General features: G+C 66.7%; 16 protein-coding genes. 9 read left to right on the forward strand and 7 right to left on the reverse strand.

The window, feature by feature from the left end; genetic code table 11:
- The first annotated feature begins 109 nt into the window (after positions 1-109).
- Together DVB37_RS22805 and DVB37_RS22810 are read left to right on the forward strand one after the other, a co-directional pair.
- Positions 110-778, forward strand: a complete 669-nt coding sequence (locus DVB37_RS22805; protein WP_120156844.1) for a response regulator transcription factor — start codon at positions 110-112, stop codon at positions 776-778.
- A complete protein-coding gene (locus tag DVB37_RS22810) occupies positions 775-2,133 on the forward strand; it encodes an ATP-binding protein (RefSeq protein ID WP_120156845.1) in 1,359 nt (452 codons plus the stop codon). Before DVB37_RS22805 ends, DVB37_RS22810 begins: the two co-directional genes overlap by 4 nt.
- Positions 2,134-2,170: 37 nt before the next feature.
- On the opposite strand, the gene DVB37_RS22815 is transcribed toward DVB37_RS22810, so the two are convergent.
- Positions 2,171-3,025, reverse strand: a complete 855-nt coding sequence (locus DVB37_RS22815) for an alpha/beta hydrolase (protein WP_120156846.1) — start codon at positions 3,023-3,025, stop codon at positions 2,171-2,173.
- A gap of 155 nt (positions 3,026-3,180) precedes the next feature.
- Here DVB37_RS22815 and DVB37_RS22820 point away from each other — a divergent pair, with 155 nt between their 5' ends.
- On the forward strand, positions 3,181-3,846 hold the full coding sequence (locus DVB37_RS22820) for a GntR family transcriptional regulator (protein WP_046807092.1): 666 nt from the start codon (positions 3,181-3,183) through the stop codon (positions 3,844-3,846).
- Between the two features lie 18 nt (positions 3,847-3,864).
- Positions 3,865-4,227 carry a hypothetical protein gene (locus DVB37_RS22825; RefSeq protein ID WP_120156847.1) on the forward strand — a complete coding sequence of 121 codons (363 nt, stop codon included), beginning with the start codon at positions 3,865-3,867 and terminating at the stop codon, positions 4,225-4,227.
- Between the two features lie 12 nt (positions 4,228-4,239).
- Here the strand turns inward: DVB37_RS22825 and DVB37_RS22830 are convergent, their stop codons facing one another.
- The 3 genes from DVB37_RS22830 to DVB37_RS22840 form a co-directional block, all read right to left on the reverse strand.
- Positions 4,240-4,908: an RraA family protein gene (locus DVB37_RS22830; protein ID WP_046807090.1), complete on the reverse strand. Its 669-nt coding sequence runs from the start codon at positions 4,906-4,908 to the stop codon at positions 4,240-4,242.
- 31 nt (positions 4,909-4,939) lie between these two features.
- Complete coding sequence (locus DVB37_RS22835; RefSeq protein WP_046807089.1) at positions 4,940-5,905, reverse strand: tripartite tricarboxylate transporter substrate binding protein; 966 nt, start codon at positions 5,903-5,905, stop codon at positions 4,940-4,942.
- A 61-nt stretch (positions 5,906-5,966) separates the two neighbouring features.
- Positions 5,967-6,842, reverse strand: a complete 876-nt coding sequence (locus DVB37_RS22840; protein ID WP_120156848.1) for an NAD(P)-dependent oxidoreductase — start codon at positions 6,840-6,842, stop codon at positions 5,967-5,969.
- 221 nt (positions 6,843-7,063) lie between these two features.
- Here DVB37_RS22840 and DVB37_RS22845 point away from each other — a divergent pair, with 221 nt between their 5' ends.
- From DVB37_RS22845 to DVB37_RS22855, 3 genes are all read left to right on the forward strand, one after another.
- The gene (locus DVB37_RS22845; RefSeq protein WP_104142189.1) at positions 7,064-7,573 is read left to right on the forward strand and encodes a DUF1993 family protein; all 510 of its coding nucleotides are present in this window, start codon (positions 7,064-7,066) and stop codon (positions 7,571-7,573) included.
- Between the two features lie 130 nt (positions 7,574-7,703).
- Entirely contained in the window at positions 7,704-9,281 is a 1,578-nt protein-coding gene (locus DVB37_RS22850; RefSeq protein WP_240433971.1) for an FAD-dependent monooxygenase, read from the forward strand.
- Positions 9,282-9,354: 73 nt separating this feature from the next.
- Positions 9,355-9,801 carry an SRPBCC family protein gene (locus DVB37_RS22855; RefSeq protein WP_104142186.1) on the forward strand — a complete coding sequence of 149 codons (447 nt, stop codon included), beginning with the start codon at positions 9,355-9,357 and terminating at the stop codon, positions 9,799-9,801.
- 13 nt (positions 9,802-9,814) lie between these two features.
- Here DVB37_RS22855 and DVB37_RS22860 read toward each other — a convergent pair whose 3' ends face one another.
- The 3 genes from DVB37_RS22860 to DVB37_RS22870 form a co-directional block, all read right to left on the reverse strand.
- Positions 9,815-10,261, reverse strand: coding sequence for a hypothetical protein (locus DVB37_RS22860; RefSeq protein ID WP_120156850.1), 447 nt, complete (start codon positions 10,259-10,261; stop codon positions 9,815-9,817).
- 79 nt (positions 10,262-10,340) lie between these two features.
- Positions 10,341-10,925, reverse strand: a complete 585-nt coding sequence (locus DVB37_RS22865) for a YceI family protein (RefSeq protein WP_104142334.1) — start codon at positions 10,923-10,925, stop codon at positions 10,341-10,343.
- An 82-nt stretch (positions 10,926-11,007) separates the two neighbouring features.
- Positions 11,008-11,775 (reverse strand): class II aldolase/adducin family protein, encoded by a 768-nt coding sequence (locus DVB37_RS22870; protein WP_046807085.1) that lies wholly within the window; start codon positions 11,773-11,775, stop codon positions 11,008-11,010.
- A gap of 240 nt (positions 11,776-12,015) precedes the next feature.
- Between DVB37_RS22870 and DVB37_RS22875 the strand changes: the two genes are divergently transcribed.
- Together DVB37_RS22875 and DVB37_RS22880 are read left to right on the forward strand one after the other, a co-directional pair.
- A complete protein-coding gene (locus tag DVB37_RS22875) occupies positions 12,016-13,743 on the forward strand; it encodes an alpha/beta-hydrolase family protein (RefSeq protein WP_120156851.1) in 1,728 nt (575 codons plus the stop codon).
- Between the two features lie 5 nt (positions 13,744-13,748).
- Positions 13,749-14,459, forward strand: coding sequence for a hypothetical protein (locus DVB37_RS22880; RefSeq protein ID WP_120156852.1), 711 nt, complete (start codon positions 13,749-13,751; stop codon positions 14,457-14,459).
- Positions 14,460-14,493 lie beyond the last annotated feature (34 nt).

Consider the following 14,493-nt stretch of genomic DNA (forward strand, 5'->3'; position numbering starts at 1 on the left):
TTGGCCGCGGGCGGCCGCCCACGGGATCGGCCCGAATTGTCTTCTGCAACTTTTAAAATTTCTTTAAGACCCGCCGCCCGCCTGGCGCGGGTTCCGGTCTGGAGTGTGCTTGCGTATCCTGCTTGTTGAAGACGACCCCATGCTGGGCGACGCGCTGCACGCGGGCCTGGCCGATGACGGCGCCAGCGTCCACTGGGTGCGCACCCTGCCCGACGCGCAACTGGCGCTGGTGGACCACGGCTACCACGCCGTGCTGCTGGACCTGGGCCTGCCTGAAGGCAGCGGCCTGGCGCTGCTCAAGACGTTGCGCGGCCGTTTCGACACCACCCCCGTTCTGATCATCACGGCGCGCGACCGCCTCAGCGAACGCATCCAGGGCCTGGATGCGGGCGCCGACGATTACCTGGTCAAGCCGTTTCAGCTGGACGAGCTGCTGGCTCGGCTGCGCGCGGTGCTTCGGCGCAGCAGCAACAGCGTGGTGTCGGCGCTGCGCTGCCGCGACGTGGTGCTGGAACCGGCCGGCCGCCGGGTCAGGCAAGGCGGCCGCGACGTCAGCTTGAGCGCGCATGAATACCACACGCTGCTGGCGCTGATGCAGCGCATGGGCCACACGGTCAGCCGGGATCAGCTTGAAGCGGCGGTGTACGGCAGCAGCGGCACGATCGAAAGCAACACGGTGGCGGTGTACATCCACCAGCTGCGGCGCAAGCTGGGCGACGGGCTGATCGAAACCCAGCACGGCATGGGCTATCGCATCGTGGCGGACACCGCGCCATGATGACGCTGCGCCGACGGGTGGCCATCACCCTGCTGCTTGCCATGCTGGCCACGGGGTTGATCGTGTTTGCGCTGATCTACGTGCAGCAGACGCGCGCTGAAACCGGCATGTTCGACCAGGGCCTGCGCTACGGCGCGCAAAAGGCGCTGGTGTCCATTCCCACCAGCCTGCTGGAAGCGGAGCCGTCGCGCGAAGACCGTTTTGAATTGTCCGCGCCCGCCCGGATGGACGGCGAAACCGCCAACTTCCAGGCGTGGTCGCTGGCCGACAAGCGGCTGGTCCTGCAATCGCCCTGGGCGCCCGCCGAGCCCTTGGTGCCGGACTACCAAGACGGTTATCGCAACATCATCCTGCAAGGTGAACCGTGGCGCGCATACGCGGTGTCGGACGCCGACGGCCGCGTGCAGGTGCAGTTTGCCAAGTCGGTTAAAGAGCTGCGGCAGAAAACCGCCGACCGCATGTGGAGCAGCCTGTGGTTTCTAAGCGTGCTGTTCCCGACGCTGATGGCGCTGACGTGGCTGGTGATCCGGCGCGCGTTTCGCCCCGTGGACCACGCGCGCGACGCCATCCTGCACCGCACCGGCGTGGATCTGACGCCGGTGCCCACGGCGGGCATGCCGGGCGAATTGCGCCCCTTTGTCGGCGCCATCAACGACCTGCTGCAACGCCTGTCGGCCTCTTTGGACCGCGAGCGCCGCTTCGTGGCCGACGCGGCGCACGAGCTGCGCACGCCGCTGGCGGCGTTAAGCACGTATGCCGAACTGGCGCTGCGCAGCGAAAGCGAGGCGGCGCGCGCGCAGGCGGTCGGGCAATTGCGGCAGGTGGCCACGCGCACGGCGCGGCTGGCCGAACAGTTGCTGGAACAGGCCCGCACGCAGGCGCAGGACGAAAGCGCAATCGAACCCGTGCCGCTGGATCGGCTGGCTGAAATGATCGCGCGCGACAGCGAAATGCCGGCCGCATCGCGCCAGCAGCGCATTGCCCTGGACACCGAAGCCGTGTCCGTGCCGGGCAATGTGGACGCCCTGGGCGTGCTGGTGCGCAACCTGCTGGACAACGCGTTGCGCTATACGCCGGCCGGCGGCCGCATTCAGATTCGTTGCGGGCCGCTGGTTGCGGGCGGCGCCTACCTTAGCGTGTCGGACGACGGGCCGGGCATCGCACCGGCCGAACGCGAACGCGTGTTCGACCGCTTCTACCGGCCGCCCGGCACAGCGGAACACGGCAGCGGCATCGGTTTGTCGCTGGTGGCGCAGATTGCCAAGGCGCACGGCGCGCGAATCGAATGGGGAACCGGGCTGGGGCCGGCGGGACGCGGCGTGAGCTTGACGATCGCATTCGCCCAGCGGGTGTAGTGCTGCCGGTGTAGCACTGCAAGCGCTGTCGTGGGCGCTATCTGACATACCGTTGCAGCGTTGCCGCCAGCGAGGCGGGCAGCATCGCGCCGTGCCCCAAGCCGGGAAACACCTGCAAGTCTGCGCGCACATGCGTAATCCGCGACAGGGCACGCACGACGCTTTCGGGGCTGCCCGGCGCGTCGTCCTGGCCTTTGGCTTCGGCGCCGGCCATGACCGTTACGTCGATGCCGGCCGGCAGTACCGGCGCAGGCGAGGCCAGCGCTTGCAGGATGGTGTGATCGTTCCACCAGATCGACGGGCTGGCCGCCACATAGCGCTGAAACGCCTGCGGCCGCGTCAGCGCCGCGTGCAGCACGAACAGCCCGCCATACGAATGGCCGTACAGATTGCGGTTGCCCGGGTCCACGGGATAACGCGCCTGCACCAGCGGCAGCACCTGTTGCAGCAGCAGGTCCAGGAAATGATCCGCGCCGCCGCCCCGCTTGGCCCAGCCCACGGCGTCGGGGTTGTTGGGCGCGCCGCGGGGCGCGTCCGCACCGGGCGATGGCGGCGTGTAGTCGTAGGACCGCGCCGCCAGATTGGCCTTGGGATCAAACGGCTTGGCATCGTCATGGTCCACGCCCACCACCACCGCTTGCAGCGACCGCCCGGGCGGCAATGCCGCCTGCGTGCGCGTCAAGCTGTCGAACACCGCCGCGCCATCCAGCATCAGCAGCAGCGGGTAGCCGGTGGGCGGCGCCGGGTCAAGCGGCGGCGTCCAGACCGACAGGCGATACACGCGCTTGCCATCCGGCGCGGTGACAAGGTGATGGTGGATATCGGCGGCCGCCACGCCGATGGCGATCTCGGCGGGTTGCGGCGGCAGGGCGGGGAAATTGTGCTGGCCCATGGCGGTGCGCTCTTCATCGAAACAGGATGGCTTTATTCAGCCATAAACGGCGGCGGGCGGCAACGTGGCCGGCCGTCTTGCAGACGCTGTTTTCAAGTCGCCTTCGGGTATAGTCTGGAACTCTTCGCGCCCCCCAGGAAAGCCCCTTCTTCACCATGACCAGCGCCCGCGATCTTGTCTATGCAGAACTGCGCCGACGCCTGATGTCCGGCGTGTTCCTGCCTGGCGAACGGCTGCGCGAAGAACACATCGCGGCCGAACTCTCCGTCAGCCGCACACCGGTGCGCAGCGCCATCGAACGGCTGGTTGCCGATGGCCTGGTCAAGCGCGAAGGCCGGCGCGGCGCCGAGGTGCTGGGCTGGGTGGACCGCGACATCAACGAAGCGTTCGAACTGCGCCTGCTGCTGGAACCCTATGCCGCGCGCAGCGCCGCCGAACGGGCCACGCCGCAGCAGATCGACCATCTTGAACAGATCAACCAGCGCATGCTGGACGCCATCCTGTCCGACGATGCCGACAAGGTGGCGCGGGTGCAGCATTGCAATAACCTTTTTCACCATGCGCTGCTGGACGCGGCGCAATCGGCGCGCGTGCGCACGATGGTGGAAAACCTGCTGGACATGCCGATCATCATCGGCTCGTTCTATTTCTATACGCACGACGACATGCTGCGCAGCGTGGAACACCACCGCCAGATCATCGCCGCCTTGCGCGCGCGCGATGCGGCCTGCGCCGACATCGCCATGCGTTTTCACCTGACCAGCACGCACCTGTTGTTTCGCAGCCAGCGCAAGCCGCCGGCCGATGCAACAGCCGCATGATGGGCTTTACCGATATTTATGAATTCGCCTCAGATCCTGGTTGCCCTTTTTGTCCTGCTGCTGGCGGTCGCCATCCCGCTTGCCACCCTCGTGGTGCAGTTGTTCCGCCTGATGCAGTGGATGTCGCGCGGCAATGACCCCACGCGCGGCGAGCGCCCGCATTTCACGGGGCCGGTGCTGGCGCTGCTGTTCAGCACGCTGGCCGCCAGCGACTTCACGAACTACGAGCCGCTGCGCACCATCGCGCAGATCAACCCCGTGCCGCTGGCCGCGCGCGCGTACTTCACGGTGACCATGCTGGTGCTGGCGGTGCTGTCCTGGGCGTACGCGGGCGGGCTGAAGGACCGGCTGCTGCGCCGCCTGGGTATCGGCCGGGGCTAAGACGGCTGCCCGCTACGGCTTCCAGCCCTGCGCCTTCATGCGCGCGTCGATCCACGATGTGTCCAGCGTGCCGGCGGCAATCTGGGCCAGCATCTTTTCTTCCACCGCGTGCTTGGCCGAGGCGGCCTCGTACAGCGCGGGCACCTGGTCGTAGGGCAACGCCAGCAGGCCATCTTCGTCGCCCAGGATCAAATCGCCCGGCTCGATCGTCATGCCGTCCAGCGAGATCACCACGTTGATTTCACCCGGCCCGTCCTTGTACGGCCCGCGATGCGTGACGCCCGCCGCGTATACCGGAAACGAGCCGCGCCGGATGGTGCCGCAGTCGCGAATGGCGCCGTTGATCACGATGCCGGCCAGCCCGCGCGTCTGCGCGTAGGTCGTCATGATTTCGCCGATGATGGCGTTGGTCAGGTCGCCGCCCGCGTCCACCACCACCACGTCGCCCGGCTGGGCCAGATCCAATGCCTTGTGCACCAGCAGGTTGTCGCCGGGGCGCGTGCGCACCGTCACGGCCGGGCCGGCCAGCAAGGTGCCGTCATGCATGGGGCGCAGGCGTGCGCCGCCCGCCGTCATGCGCCACATGCAATCGCTGATGTTGGCCACCGGGATGTGGCGGAATTTCTCGACGAAATCGCTGCTGACCGCGCGTTGGCGCGGGCGGATATCAAAGCCGATCATGGGGTGCTCCTGTTGCGTTCGATGTTGGGGTTCATTGCTTCGGGATGCCGGCTTCCTGCACGACCTTGCCGAAGACGTCGTGGTCGGCGCGATGGCGCTTGGCCAGGTCCGCGGGCGTGCCCGTCATGACGCTGTAGCCGGAGTCTTCCAACTTCTTCACCAGTTCGGGCTTGGCCTGCGACGCGTTCAGCGCCTGGTTCAGCGTGGCGACGACGTCGTCCGGCGTCTTGCCCGGCGCCATCAAGCCCCACCAGATGGTCTGGTTGATGGTCTTGAAACCGCTTTCGGCAAAGGTCGGCACGTCGGGCAAGGCGGGCGAACGCGCGTCCGCCACCACCGCCAGCGCGCGCACCTTGCCGCCCCGGATCTGCGGCAACAACGAAGCCACCGACCCGGTGTAGAGGTCGATGCGGCCGCTGGCCAGATCCGGAAACGCCTGCGACCAGCCGCGATACGGCACGTGCATCAGCTCCATGCCCGCGGCCTTGCGCCACAGGTGGCCGATCAAGTCGCCGCTGCCGCCGATGCCGGGTATGCCCAGCGAGATTTGGCCGGGCCGCGCCTTGGCGGCTTTCACCACATCGTCCAGCGTTTTGTAGGGCGACTCGGGCACCACCACGAACACGCTGGGCGACGAGGCCACCAGGCCGACCGGCTTGAAGTCCTTGAACGTGTCGTAGCTAAGCTTGTTGTACAGCCACGGGTTGAGCACGATGTTGTCCGTCTGCGCCATGACCAACGTATGGCCGTCGGGCTTGGCACGCGCCGTGGCGTCCAGCGCCAGGTTGCCGCCGGCGCCCGGCTTGTTTTCCACAACGATGTTCCAGCCGGTGTCCTGGGCGATGGCCGACCCGATCATGCGGGTCAGTGTGTCGGTGCCGCCACCCGGCGGAAAGGGCGAAATCAGCGTGATCGGGGCCGTGCCCATGTCGGCGGCGCCGGCGGCGGCCGACGAGATAAGCAGCGTGGCCGCCAGCAAAGTCTTCAGGGACGTCATTGTCTTCCTCTCCAGGTTTTGTTGATGCCAGCGGCCCTCTGCGGGGCCGCTTTGTCAGAAATCAGGATTGCCGGGCCAGCGGCGTCAGCCAGGCCAGCCGCGCGTCGACCGAATCGGGCACGTTGAACGAGCCTGCCTCGCGCGCCGCTTCAATCCCCTTGGCCGTGCGCGCGAACAGGCGCTCCACGCCGTCCAGCACCAGCGGTTGCAAGCCGGCTTCGACGAGTTGTTCGCGGGCCTCGCGCACTTCGGCCAGGCGGCGCGGCGCGTGCAACACGTGCGAACGCACGAACGAATCGACGAACGTGGTGAGCGGCGTGCGGTCCATGTCCGACAGCACGTCGTACAACGAGGCGCGCAGGCCCATGCTTTCGGCGGCGACCAGGCATTCCACGGCCAGGCTTTCCATGCCCTTGGTCAGGATGCTGCGCAGCAGTTTCAAGCGCACGGCATCGCCGGCCTGGCCATCGATGGCTTGTGCGGGCGCGCCGCAATCGGCGGTAAAGGCCGCCACTTTTTCAGCGCCCGTGCCGGCGCACAGCAGCGGCGTGCGCGCGCCCAACAACGCGATGGCGCCCATGATGGCCACGTCGGTGAACGGCACGCCGTGCTGCGCCGCCACCTGGGACGCGGCGCGCATGTCGCCCGAGCTGGCGGTGGTGAAGTCGGCATACGCCGCGTCCTGGCGCAAGTGCGGCAAAGCCGCCGTGGCGACAGCCAGCGCGGCATGGCCGAACACGGCCGAGGCGACGATGTCGGCCTCTTGCAGCCACGCGCCGGGGGTGGCATGCAACGGGGCGCCATGCGCCTGGGCGCGCTGCTGCATTTCTGCGTCTTGCCTTAGCTCACAGATCCCCACGATCTGGTGTCCGCCCGCCCGCCACGCCTCGGCGTAGCAATGGCCCACTTCCCCACAACCCAACAATGCGATTTTCATTTGCACCCGAACCGTAAAAAAATACACAAAAAATACATACCGGGTTATAGCGCAAGGAAAAACGGCAGATATACCCCGTATAAACCCCAGGTTTAGTGAATCCTGGATACATTAAAAGTACAAAATACCAGCCGGAACGAACGCCATCAATTGCTGGTAGTCTTGCCGCAGCCGCGCAGGGAATTTCCCGCGCCCGCCTACCCTTATTCAAGCGAGCCCCCATGACCCAACCCCTGTACGACGCCTCCGTTCCCGTCATCAAGCAGATGCTGTCCGCCCTGTCGGACGTGCTGAAGAAAGCCGAAGCGCACGCCACGGCCAAGAACATCGACGCGTCCGCCTACCTGGGCGCCCGCCTGTACCCGGACATGTTCCCGCTGTCGCGCCAGGTGCAGATCGCCTGCGACTTCGCCAAGGGCATCGCCTCGCGCCTGGCCGGCGCCGAGGTGCCATCCTGGCCCGAAGGCGAAGCCACCTTTGCCGAGCTGCAAGCGTTGATCAACAAGACGCTGGCGCACGTCGGCGCGTTCACGCCGGAACAGTTCGAGAAAGCCGCCACGCTGGAAATCGTGCTGCGTCCGGGCACGCCCAAGGAAAAGAAGCTGTCGGGCAGCGCCTACCTGCTGCACTACGGCCTGCCGCAGTTCTTCTTCCACGTCACCACGGCCTACGCCCTGCTGCGCCACAACGGCATCGAAGTCGGCAAGCGCGACTACATGGGCGCGTACTGATACCGACGCACCGGTAAGCCGGCCCTCGCCCATCAGGCAAGGGCCGCTTTCATTGACGCTTTCCCTCGGCTTGCTCTAATTTCGCCAGACGCCCACGCATGGGCGGCACGGGCCGACTGGAGAAAGCTTGATGATCGCGACGACCGTTCTGATCGTGGGCGCCGGCCCCGCCGGCCTGCTCACCGCCTCGGAGCTTTTTCGACGCGGCGTCGATTGCCTGCTGATCGACGCGCACGAACGGCCGCTGGACTGGGACCGCGCCACCGTGGTCCACCCTCGCACCATCGAAATCCTGGACGCCCTGGGCATCGCCGCGCCGTTGCTGGATGCCGGCGTCAAGCAGCGCCGCGCGCGCATCCACGCCGCCGGCAACGTGCTGGGCGACATCGATCTGGCGCTGTGCGGCAGCCGCTACCCCTTCAATATCGGTATTTCGGAAGAAGTCACCGAAGCCATCCTGACCGACCATCTGCAAGCCCTGGGCGGCAGCGTCACTCGCGCCACCAAGCTGGTCGGGCTGCAAGAGCGCCCCGACGGCGTGCTGGCAACCCTTGAGCAAGGCGGCGTCCGGTCCAAGGTGTTTACCCAATGGGTCGTCGGCTGCGACGGCCACCACAGCACCGTGCGCACGCTGATGGGTATCGGCCAGGAGGGGCACGACATCCACCAGCCCTGGGCGGTATTCGACGCCGCCATCACCGGATGGCCCGATTCGTTCGAGGCCAACTACGCCTACCTGGATCCGACGCCCGTGATCCTGACCGCGCTGCCCGAGCGTCGGTGGCGCGTCTATCTGCGGCCCGGTTCGCCGCAGTCGGACCTGGTGAACGACGCTCTGGAGACCTTGCGCCGTTACCTGCCCGACGCGCGCTTCGAAGGCGTGTCGCACCCGACCCGCTTTGATTGCCACACGAAGGTCGCGCAGCGCTTTCGCCTGGGCCGCACGCTGCTGGCCGGCGACGCGGCGCACACGTGCAGCCCCGCGCAGGGCCATGGCATGAACAGCGGCATGCAGGACGCCTACAACCTGGGCTGGAAGCTGGCGCTGGTTTGCCAGGGGCATTGCTCGGACGCCTTGCTGGACAGCTACCACGCCGAGCGCCGGCCGGTGGCGGACCAGGTCATGGCGTCGGGCGACGCCGCCGAAAATGCCCAAATGGTCATGGATCCCGAGGCCCGCCGCGAGCGCGACGCCGCGATCCGCGCCGCGTTCTCCGACCCCGCCACGCGCCATCACGAAGCCGTGGCCGAGGCAGAGCTGGACATCGATTACGCCGGCTCGCCCATCGTCATGGGCGATGCGCAACCCAGCGTGTCGCCCGGGCAACGCCTGCCCGACCACCTGCCCGTCGAATTCGCGTCAGGCGGCGCGGGCAAGCTGCACGACTACACCAAGCGGCTGGGCCACACCGCGCTGTTGATCGGGGGCAGCGCCACGCCGCAAGACGAGCTGGCGCAGGTCCACCGCGACACGGCGGCGCTGTCGGACGGCCCCATCATTGAAGTGGTTGTTGCACTGACGGCCAACGCCGAGGTGTCCAATGTGGACGCCTACCTGTCGCCCGACACCGCCCGCCAGCTGGGCGTGAACAAGATCGTGCTGCTGGTGGTGCGGGCGGACGGCCACGTCGGCCTGCGCGCGGACGAGCGCCACGCGCAAGCCTTGTCGGCGTATGTGGACCGGTTGCGTTCTCAGGGTTTTTCCTAGGAAGATCCCTGTCGATGTTGGCGCGGCCGGTTCGTCGTATCAGTACGACCCACTCTTCTCAAGGCGATCCACCATGACTACCGGCACCGTGAATTTCCACCGCGTCCTGCGCGCCACCCCCGACCGCATCTACCGCGCCTTCCTGGAGGCCGACGCCGTCGCCAAATGGCTGCCCCCGTACGGCTTTACCTGCCAGGTCCACCAACTGGACGCAAAGGTAGGCGGCACCTACAAGATGTCGTTCCGCAATTTTGGATCGAACCAGATCCATGCGTTCGGCGGCGAATACCTGGAACTGGTCCCCGGCGAAAGGCTGCGCTATTCCGACCGCTTCGACGACCCCGGCATGCCCGGCGAAATGATGACGACCATCCAGCTGCGCAAGGTGTCGTGCGGCACGGAAATCACCATCGAGCAAAGCGGCATCCCGGCCGCCATCCCCACCGAAATGTGCTACCTGGGCTGGCAGGAATCCCTGCTGCAACTGGCCCGGCTGGTCGAGCCGGAAGTGGCGGAGTAGGCCGGCTGGGACGTCACGCGCCGGGCTTGCCCTGGAAGTAGACAGGCGCTTGCACGGAATCGCTGCCCTGCTGCCATTCGGCCCGCATCCTGGCCAGGAAATCGGCGTCGACGCGGTGCTTTTCATCTTCCAGCACCTCGTGCATCGCCGTGGCAATCCGGTCGATAACCGTTTCCGGCCTGGCAACGCCACACACCGTGCGGCCAAACTGAAGCAGCGTTTTCCTGCTGGGATACTCGCGGCTTTTGTTCAGCTTGAGCGCCAGCGTCCGGTCAGACAGCTTGCGGCCGGATTGCGGGTCATCGATCTCGTACACGCTGGTCGTCACCACATCCGGCATCAACACCTTGGGTTGAAAGCCTGAAATGCCCGAGGTCAGGTAGGCGCTGACCAGGTGGTCAAAAAGCTCGACACTGGCGCCACTGCGCGTGCACCGATCCGGCCCAAAAATGTAAGCCAAAGCCGACTTTTTCTGAAAATTTGGCAAAAATGTCGGCTATGACTTACATATCCGCGATATGACGCGCCAGGATCGGCCCCTACCCCCGACGCCCCGCCTCGACCTGGATCTTCAGTTCGACTTCGGGCTTGAAGCCCATGTCCAGGCCGAAGTCCAGGCCGAAATCCTTGCGGCTGAATTCGGTGGAGGCGTCCGCGCCGCAGACCTCGCGCTTTTCCATGGGGTGCTGGATGCACTTGAAGTCGTCGATGTCCAGCTTGACGCGGCGGGTCACGCCGCGCAGCGTCAGGTCGCCGGTGGCCTCTTCGGGGCGGTCGCCGTCGAACTTGGTGAATTTGCCCTTGAAGGTGGCGGTGGGGTAGCGGGCGGCGTCGAAGATGTCGGGCGCCAGCGCGTGCTTGTTCATCTCGTCGTGGCCGAAGTCCACCGAGTTGATGTCGACGGTGACCTCGACGGTGCCGGTGCGGGCCTGGCGGTCCAGCACCACCACGCCTTGGGACTTGTTGAATTTGCCGCGCCACGTGGACAGGCCGCCGAAGTGGTCGGCCTCAAAGCTGGGATAGGTGTGCGAGGGGTCAATGTCGTAGGTGACCGGCTCGGCGACGGCCTGGGCGGACAAGGCCAGCACGGCGGCGCCCAGCATCAGGGTCGGGATGCGCTTCATCGAAGTCAGCTTCATCAAGGCTCCTTATGGTGAAGGGGCCGTGCGCGGGCGGGCCCGGGCACGGCGGACAAACCAGACAGACCTATTCCGCGTAGCCGGGGTTGCGTCGATCCAGCCGACGCAACAAGCCCGGCCAGGCCAACGAGGCCTTGTAGGCGCGGTCGGCGGGCGATTCAACGGCGGCGCGCGCCAGGACCTCGGGCGGGATGAAGATCAATTCGCCGCCGCCGGCCTGCGCCCGCACCTGCGCCATGCAGGCGGCTTCCAGGCGGTGCATGGCCTGGAACGCCTCGGCCATGGTCTGGCCCACCGTCAGCAAGCCGTGGTTGCGCAGGATCAGGTAATTGTTGCTGCCCAGGTCGCGCACCAGGCGCGGTTGTTCTTCGGGGTTCAGCGCCAGACCTTCGTAGTCGTGATAGCTCAGCGAGCGCAGCGCGATGAAGGCAAATTGCGACAAGGGCAGCAGGCCGTCTTTTTGCGCCGACACGGCCACGCCGTTGATGGAGTGCGTGTGCAGCACGCACATCGCGTCCTTGCGGGCCGCATGGATACAGCTGTGGATGGTGAAGCCGGCCGGGTTGATGTCGTATTCCGAATCCATCACCTTGTTGCCGTGCAGGTCGATCTTGACCAGGCTGGACGCCGTGATCTCGTCGAACATCATGCCGTAGGGATTGATCAGGAAGTGCTCGGTGCCAGGCACCTTGGCGGTGATGTGCGTGAAGATCAGATCGTCCCAGCCAAATAGCGCCACCAGCCGATACAGGGCCGCGAGGTCTGTGCGGACCTGCCATTCCGTTGCGCTGACTTGTTCGCGCACGCCGGCGCCCTGTTTGCTTACCGTGTCCATCCCGTCTCCAGTGTTATTGATTCGTCTTGGGGTCCATTCCGAAGGCGCTTGCGGCCATGACGCCGCCGGCCCGTGGAACACTGTATTGGTTTTAAACCGATCCGGCATGGCCGTGGGCGCTGCCGTCCGTCAGATGAAAAACAATTTTCGTCGCACCGCGCCGGGCGTGGCCCCGGCCCCGGTTCCGCTTGCATAATAAGGGCCGCCCCTCTAAGGGGCCGCCCCCACGGAGACCCCACCATGCCGCAAGGCCCGCACCGCCGCCTACAGGCTTTTTTCCAGTCGCATCTGGAATCGCTGTCGGGCCTGGGTCTGCTGCTGGGCACGCTGTTCTTCGCCGCGTCGCTGACGCCCACGCTGGTGCCGCGCACCTACCTGACCCAGGGCGTGCTGGGCGGCACCTGCCTGGCCGCCGGCTATGGGCTGGGCGTGTTGTGGCATTGGCTGTGGGCTTACCTGGAACTGCCCGAGCCCCGTGGGCGCGCGGCGCGCATCGTCAACGGCACGATCACGCTGGTGTGCGCGGCGGTGCTGCTGGCCTTTCTGTGGCGCGCGGCCGACTGGCAGAACACGATCCGCGCGCTGATGGAAATGCCGCCCGTGCCCAGCGCGCATCCCTTCAAGGTCAGCCTTACCGCGTTGGCCACCTTCGCCGTGCTGTTGGCGCTGGGCCGCTTGTTCAAGCTGGTGACGCGGTGGGTGGCCGCGCGGGTGCGCCGCGTCGTGCCACGCCGTGTGGCCAACGTGACGGGCGCCGCAATCGCCATCCTGATCTTCTGGTCGCTGGCCAACAACGTGTTCTTTCGGGCGGCGCTGCATGTGCTGGACGCCTCGTTCCGCGAATACGATGCGCTGCTTGAACCCGAGCGCCCGCGTCCCACCGCCCCCGGCAAAACGGGCAGCCCCGATTCCCTGATCGCCTGGCAACAACTCGGCCGCGCCGGCCGCGAATTCATTGCATCCGGCGCCAGCGCCCAGGACATCCGGGCGCAGACCGGGCATGACGCGCTGGAACCGATCCGCGTCTACGTCGGCCTGCCCGGCGCCGACACGCCGGCCGCCCGCGCCAAGCTGGCGCTGGCCGAGATGAAACGCGTGGGCGCGTTTGAACGGTCGGCGCTGGTGGTGGTGACGCCCACCGGCACGGGGTGGATCGACCCGGCCGCGATGGACGCGCTGGAATACCTGCTGCATGGCGACGTGGCCAGCGTGGCATTGCAGTATTCCTACCTGTCCAGCCCACTATCCTTGCTGGCCCAGCCCGAGTACGGATCAGAGGCGGCGCGCGCGCTGTTCGCCGAGGTCTACGGCTACTGGACCACGCTGCCGAAAGACAAGCGCCCCAAGCTCTATCTGCACGGTTTAAGCCTGGGCGCGCTGAATTCCGCGCGGTCGGCCGAACTGTTCGAGATGATCGGCGACCCGATCCAGGGCGCCCTCTGGAGCGGTCCACCGTTTGAAAGCCGGGTGTGGCGCGCCATTACAGACGCGCGCAACCCCGGTTCGCCCGCGTGGTTGCCGCAATTGCGCGACGGCGCTTTCGTGCGCTTCATGAACCAGCACGGTTCGCCCGTGCCCGCCGATGCGCCATGGGGCCCGATGCGCATTGTGTTCTTGCAGTACGCCAGCGACGCCATCACGTTTTTCGACTTTCGCGACCTATACCGCCGCCCCGCATGGATGGAGCCCCCCTACGGCCCCGACGTATCGCCGCAGCTGCGCTGGGTGCCGGTGGTGACGATGTTGCAGCTGGCGCTGGATATGTCGGTCAGCACCGAGACGCCCATCGGTTACGGCCACGTCTACGCGCCGCAGCACTACGTGGATGCGTGGCTGGCGGTGACGGGCGCGACGGGCTGGACGCCGGACGCGCTGGCGCGGCTGAAGCAGCACCTGATGGAACGCGCGCGCGCCGCCACGGTGGATGGCGAGGCCACGCAGGCCGCGTACGAGCATCGCGGGGGCTGAACGATATGACCGATCTGCTGACCGCCTTTTATTTCAGCGGCGACGCCATCCGCAGCCGCAGCGTCAGCCCGACGGTGCTGCGCGCCACCCTGGACATTCCCGCCCCCGCCCCACACGTCGTCGCCGACTGGCAACGCGAAATCACCACACGCCTGATGCTGGAGCCCGGCGATGTGGAACCCCTGCCGCTGGCCCGCGCGCAACGCCGCTGGCCCGACTACAAGCGCTGCGTGCAGGCCATGCACGCCTGGACGCGCGACGCAGGCCTGGACAACGTGCTGGCCGACAGTGACATGGCGCTGATGGCCTGCCGGGGCGCCCGCTACCACCATGACGGCGGGCAATATGCCGGCGCGGCCTTTTGCAACCTTTTCGTAAGCGAAGACAGGGGGCTGGACGTGCATTTCCCGCATTCCGGCCAGCGCATCCCCCTGACACGCGGCACCGCCATCGTCTTCGACACCTGCCAGCCACATGCCGTTGTGCCGCGCGGCGGCCATCGCTTTGACGCCCGGGACTTTCCCGCCGATGCCGACCTGTCGCAGTGGTTCCTTACCTGGGAATTGCCCATCGAAGCGCCCTGCGTAGCAAGCGCGCTGGGCATCGCGTTCGACGTCGCCCCGCAGGCGGCAGCGGGCCTGTACGACGAGCAGGTGTGGGTGCACGGCGCGCCTGCCCGACTGGATCCTGAATGGGGACAGTGGCAGCGTAATTAGGTGACGGTTCTCCATCCAGCCCGGCGGTAAATTG

Origin of the sequence: Achromobacter sp. B7 (genome assembly GCF_003600685.1) — a bacterium.
Classification (GTDB): domain Bacteria; phylum Pseudomonadota; class Gammaproteobacteria; order Burkholderiales; family Burkholderiaceae_B; genus Achromobacter; species Achromobacter spanius_B.

Excerpts from the sequence above, each read along its gene's own strand:
- DVB37_RS22810 (WP_120156845.1), top strand. The coding sequence starts at position 775 with ATGATGACGCTGCGCCGACGGGTGGCCATCACCCTGCTGCTTGCCATG.
- DVB37_RS22815 (WP_120156846.1), bottom strand. The coding sequence starts at position 3,025 with ATGGGCCAGCACAATTTCCCCGCCCTGCCGCCGCAACCCGCCGAGATC.
- DVB37_RS22820 (WP_046807092.1), top strand. The coding sequence starts at position 3,181 with ATGACCAGCGCCCGCGATCTTGTCTATGCAGAACTGCGCCGACGCCTG.
- DVB37_RS22825 (WP_120156847.1), top strand. The coding sequence starts at position 3,865 with ATGAATTCGCCTCAGATCCTGGTTGCCCTTTTTGTCCTGCTGCTGGCG.
- DVB37_RS22830 (WP_046807090.1), bottom strand. The coding sequence starts at position 4,908 with ATGATCGGCTTTGATATCCGCCCGCGCCAACGCGCGGTCAGCAGCGAT.
- DVB37_RS22835 (WP_046807089.1), bottom strand. The coding sequence starts at position 5,905 with ATGACGTCCCTGAAGACTTTGCTGGCGGCCACGCTGCTTATCTCGTCG.
- DVB37_RS22840 (WP_120156848.1), bottom strand. The coding sequence starts at position 6,842 with ATGAAAATCGCATTGTTGGGTTGTGGGGAAGTGGGCCATTGCTACGCC.
- DVB37_RS22845 (WP_104142189.1), top strand. The coding sequence starts at position 7,064 with ATGACCCAACCCCTGTACGACGCCTCCGTTCCCGTCATCAAGCAGATG.
- DVB37_RS22850 (WP_240433971.1), top strand. The coding sequence starts at position 7,704 with ATGATCGCGACGACCGTTCTGATCGTGGGCGCCGGCCCCGCCGGCCTG.
- DVB37_RS22855 (WP_104142186.1), top strand. The coding sequence starts at position 9,355 with ATGACTACCGGCACCGTGAATTTCCACCGCGTCCTGCGCGCCACCCCC.
- DVB37_RS22865 (WP_104142334.1), bottom strand. The coding sequence starts at position 10,925 with ATGAAGCGCATCCCGACCCTGATGCTGGGCGCCGCCGTGCTGGCCTTG.
- DVB37_RS22870 (WP_046807085.1), bottom strand. The coding sequence starts at position 11,775 with ATGGACACGGTAAGCAAACAGGGCGCCGGCGTGCGCGAACAAGTCAGC.
- DVB37_RS22875 (WP_120156851.1), top strand. The coding sequence starts at position 12,016 with ATGCCGCAAGGCCCGCACCGCCGCCTACAGGCTTTTTTCCAGTCGCAT.
- DVB37_RS22880 (WP_120156852.1), top strand. The coding sequence starts at position 13,749 with ATGACCGATCTGCTGACCGCCTTTTATTTCAGCGGCGACGCCATCCGC.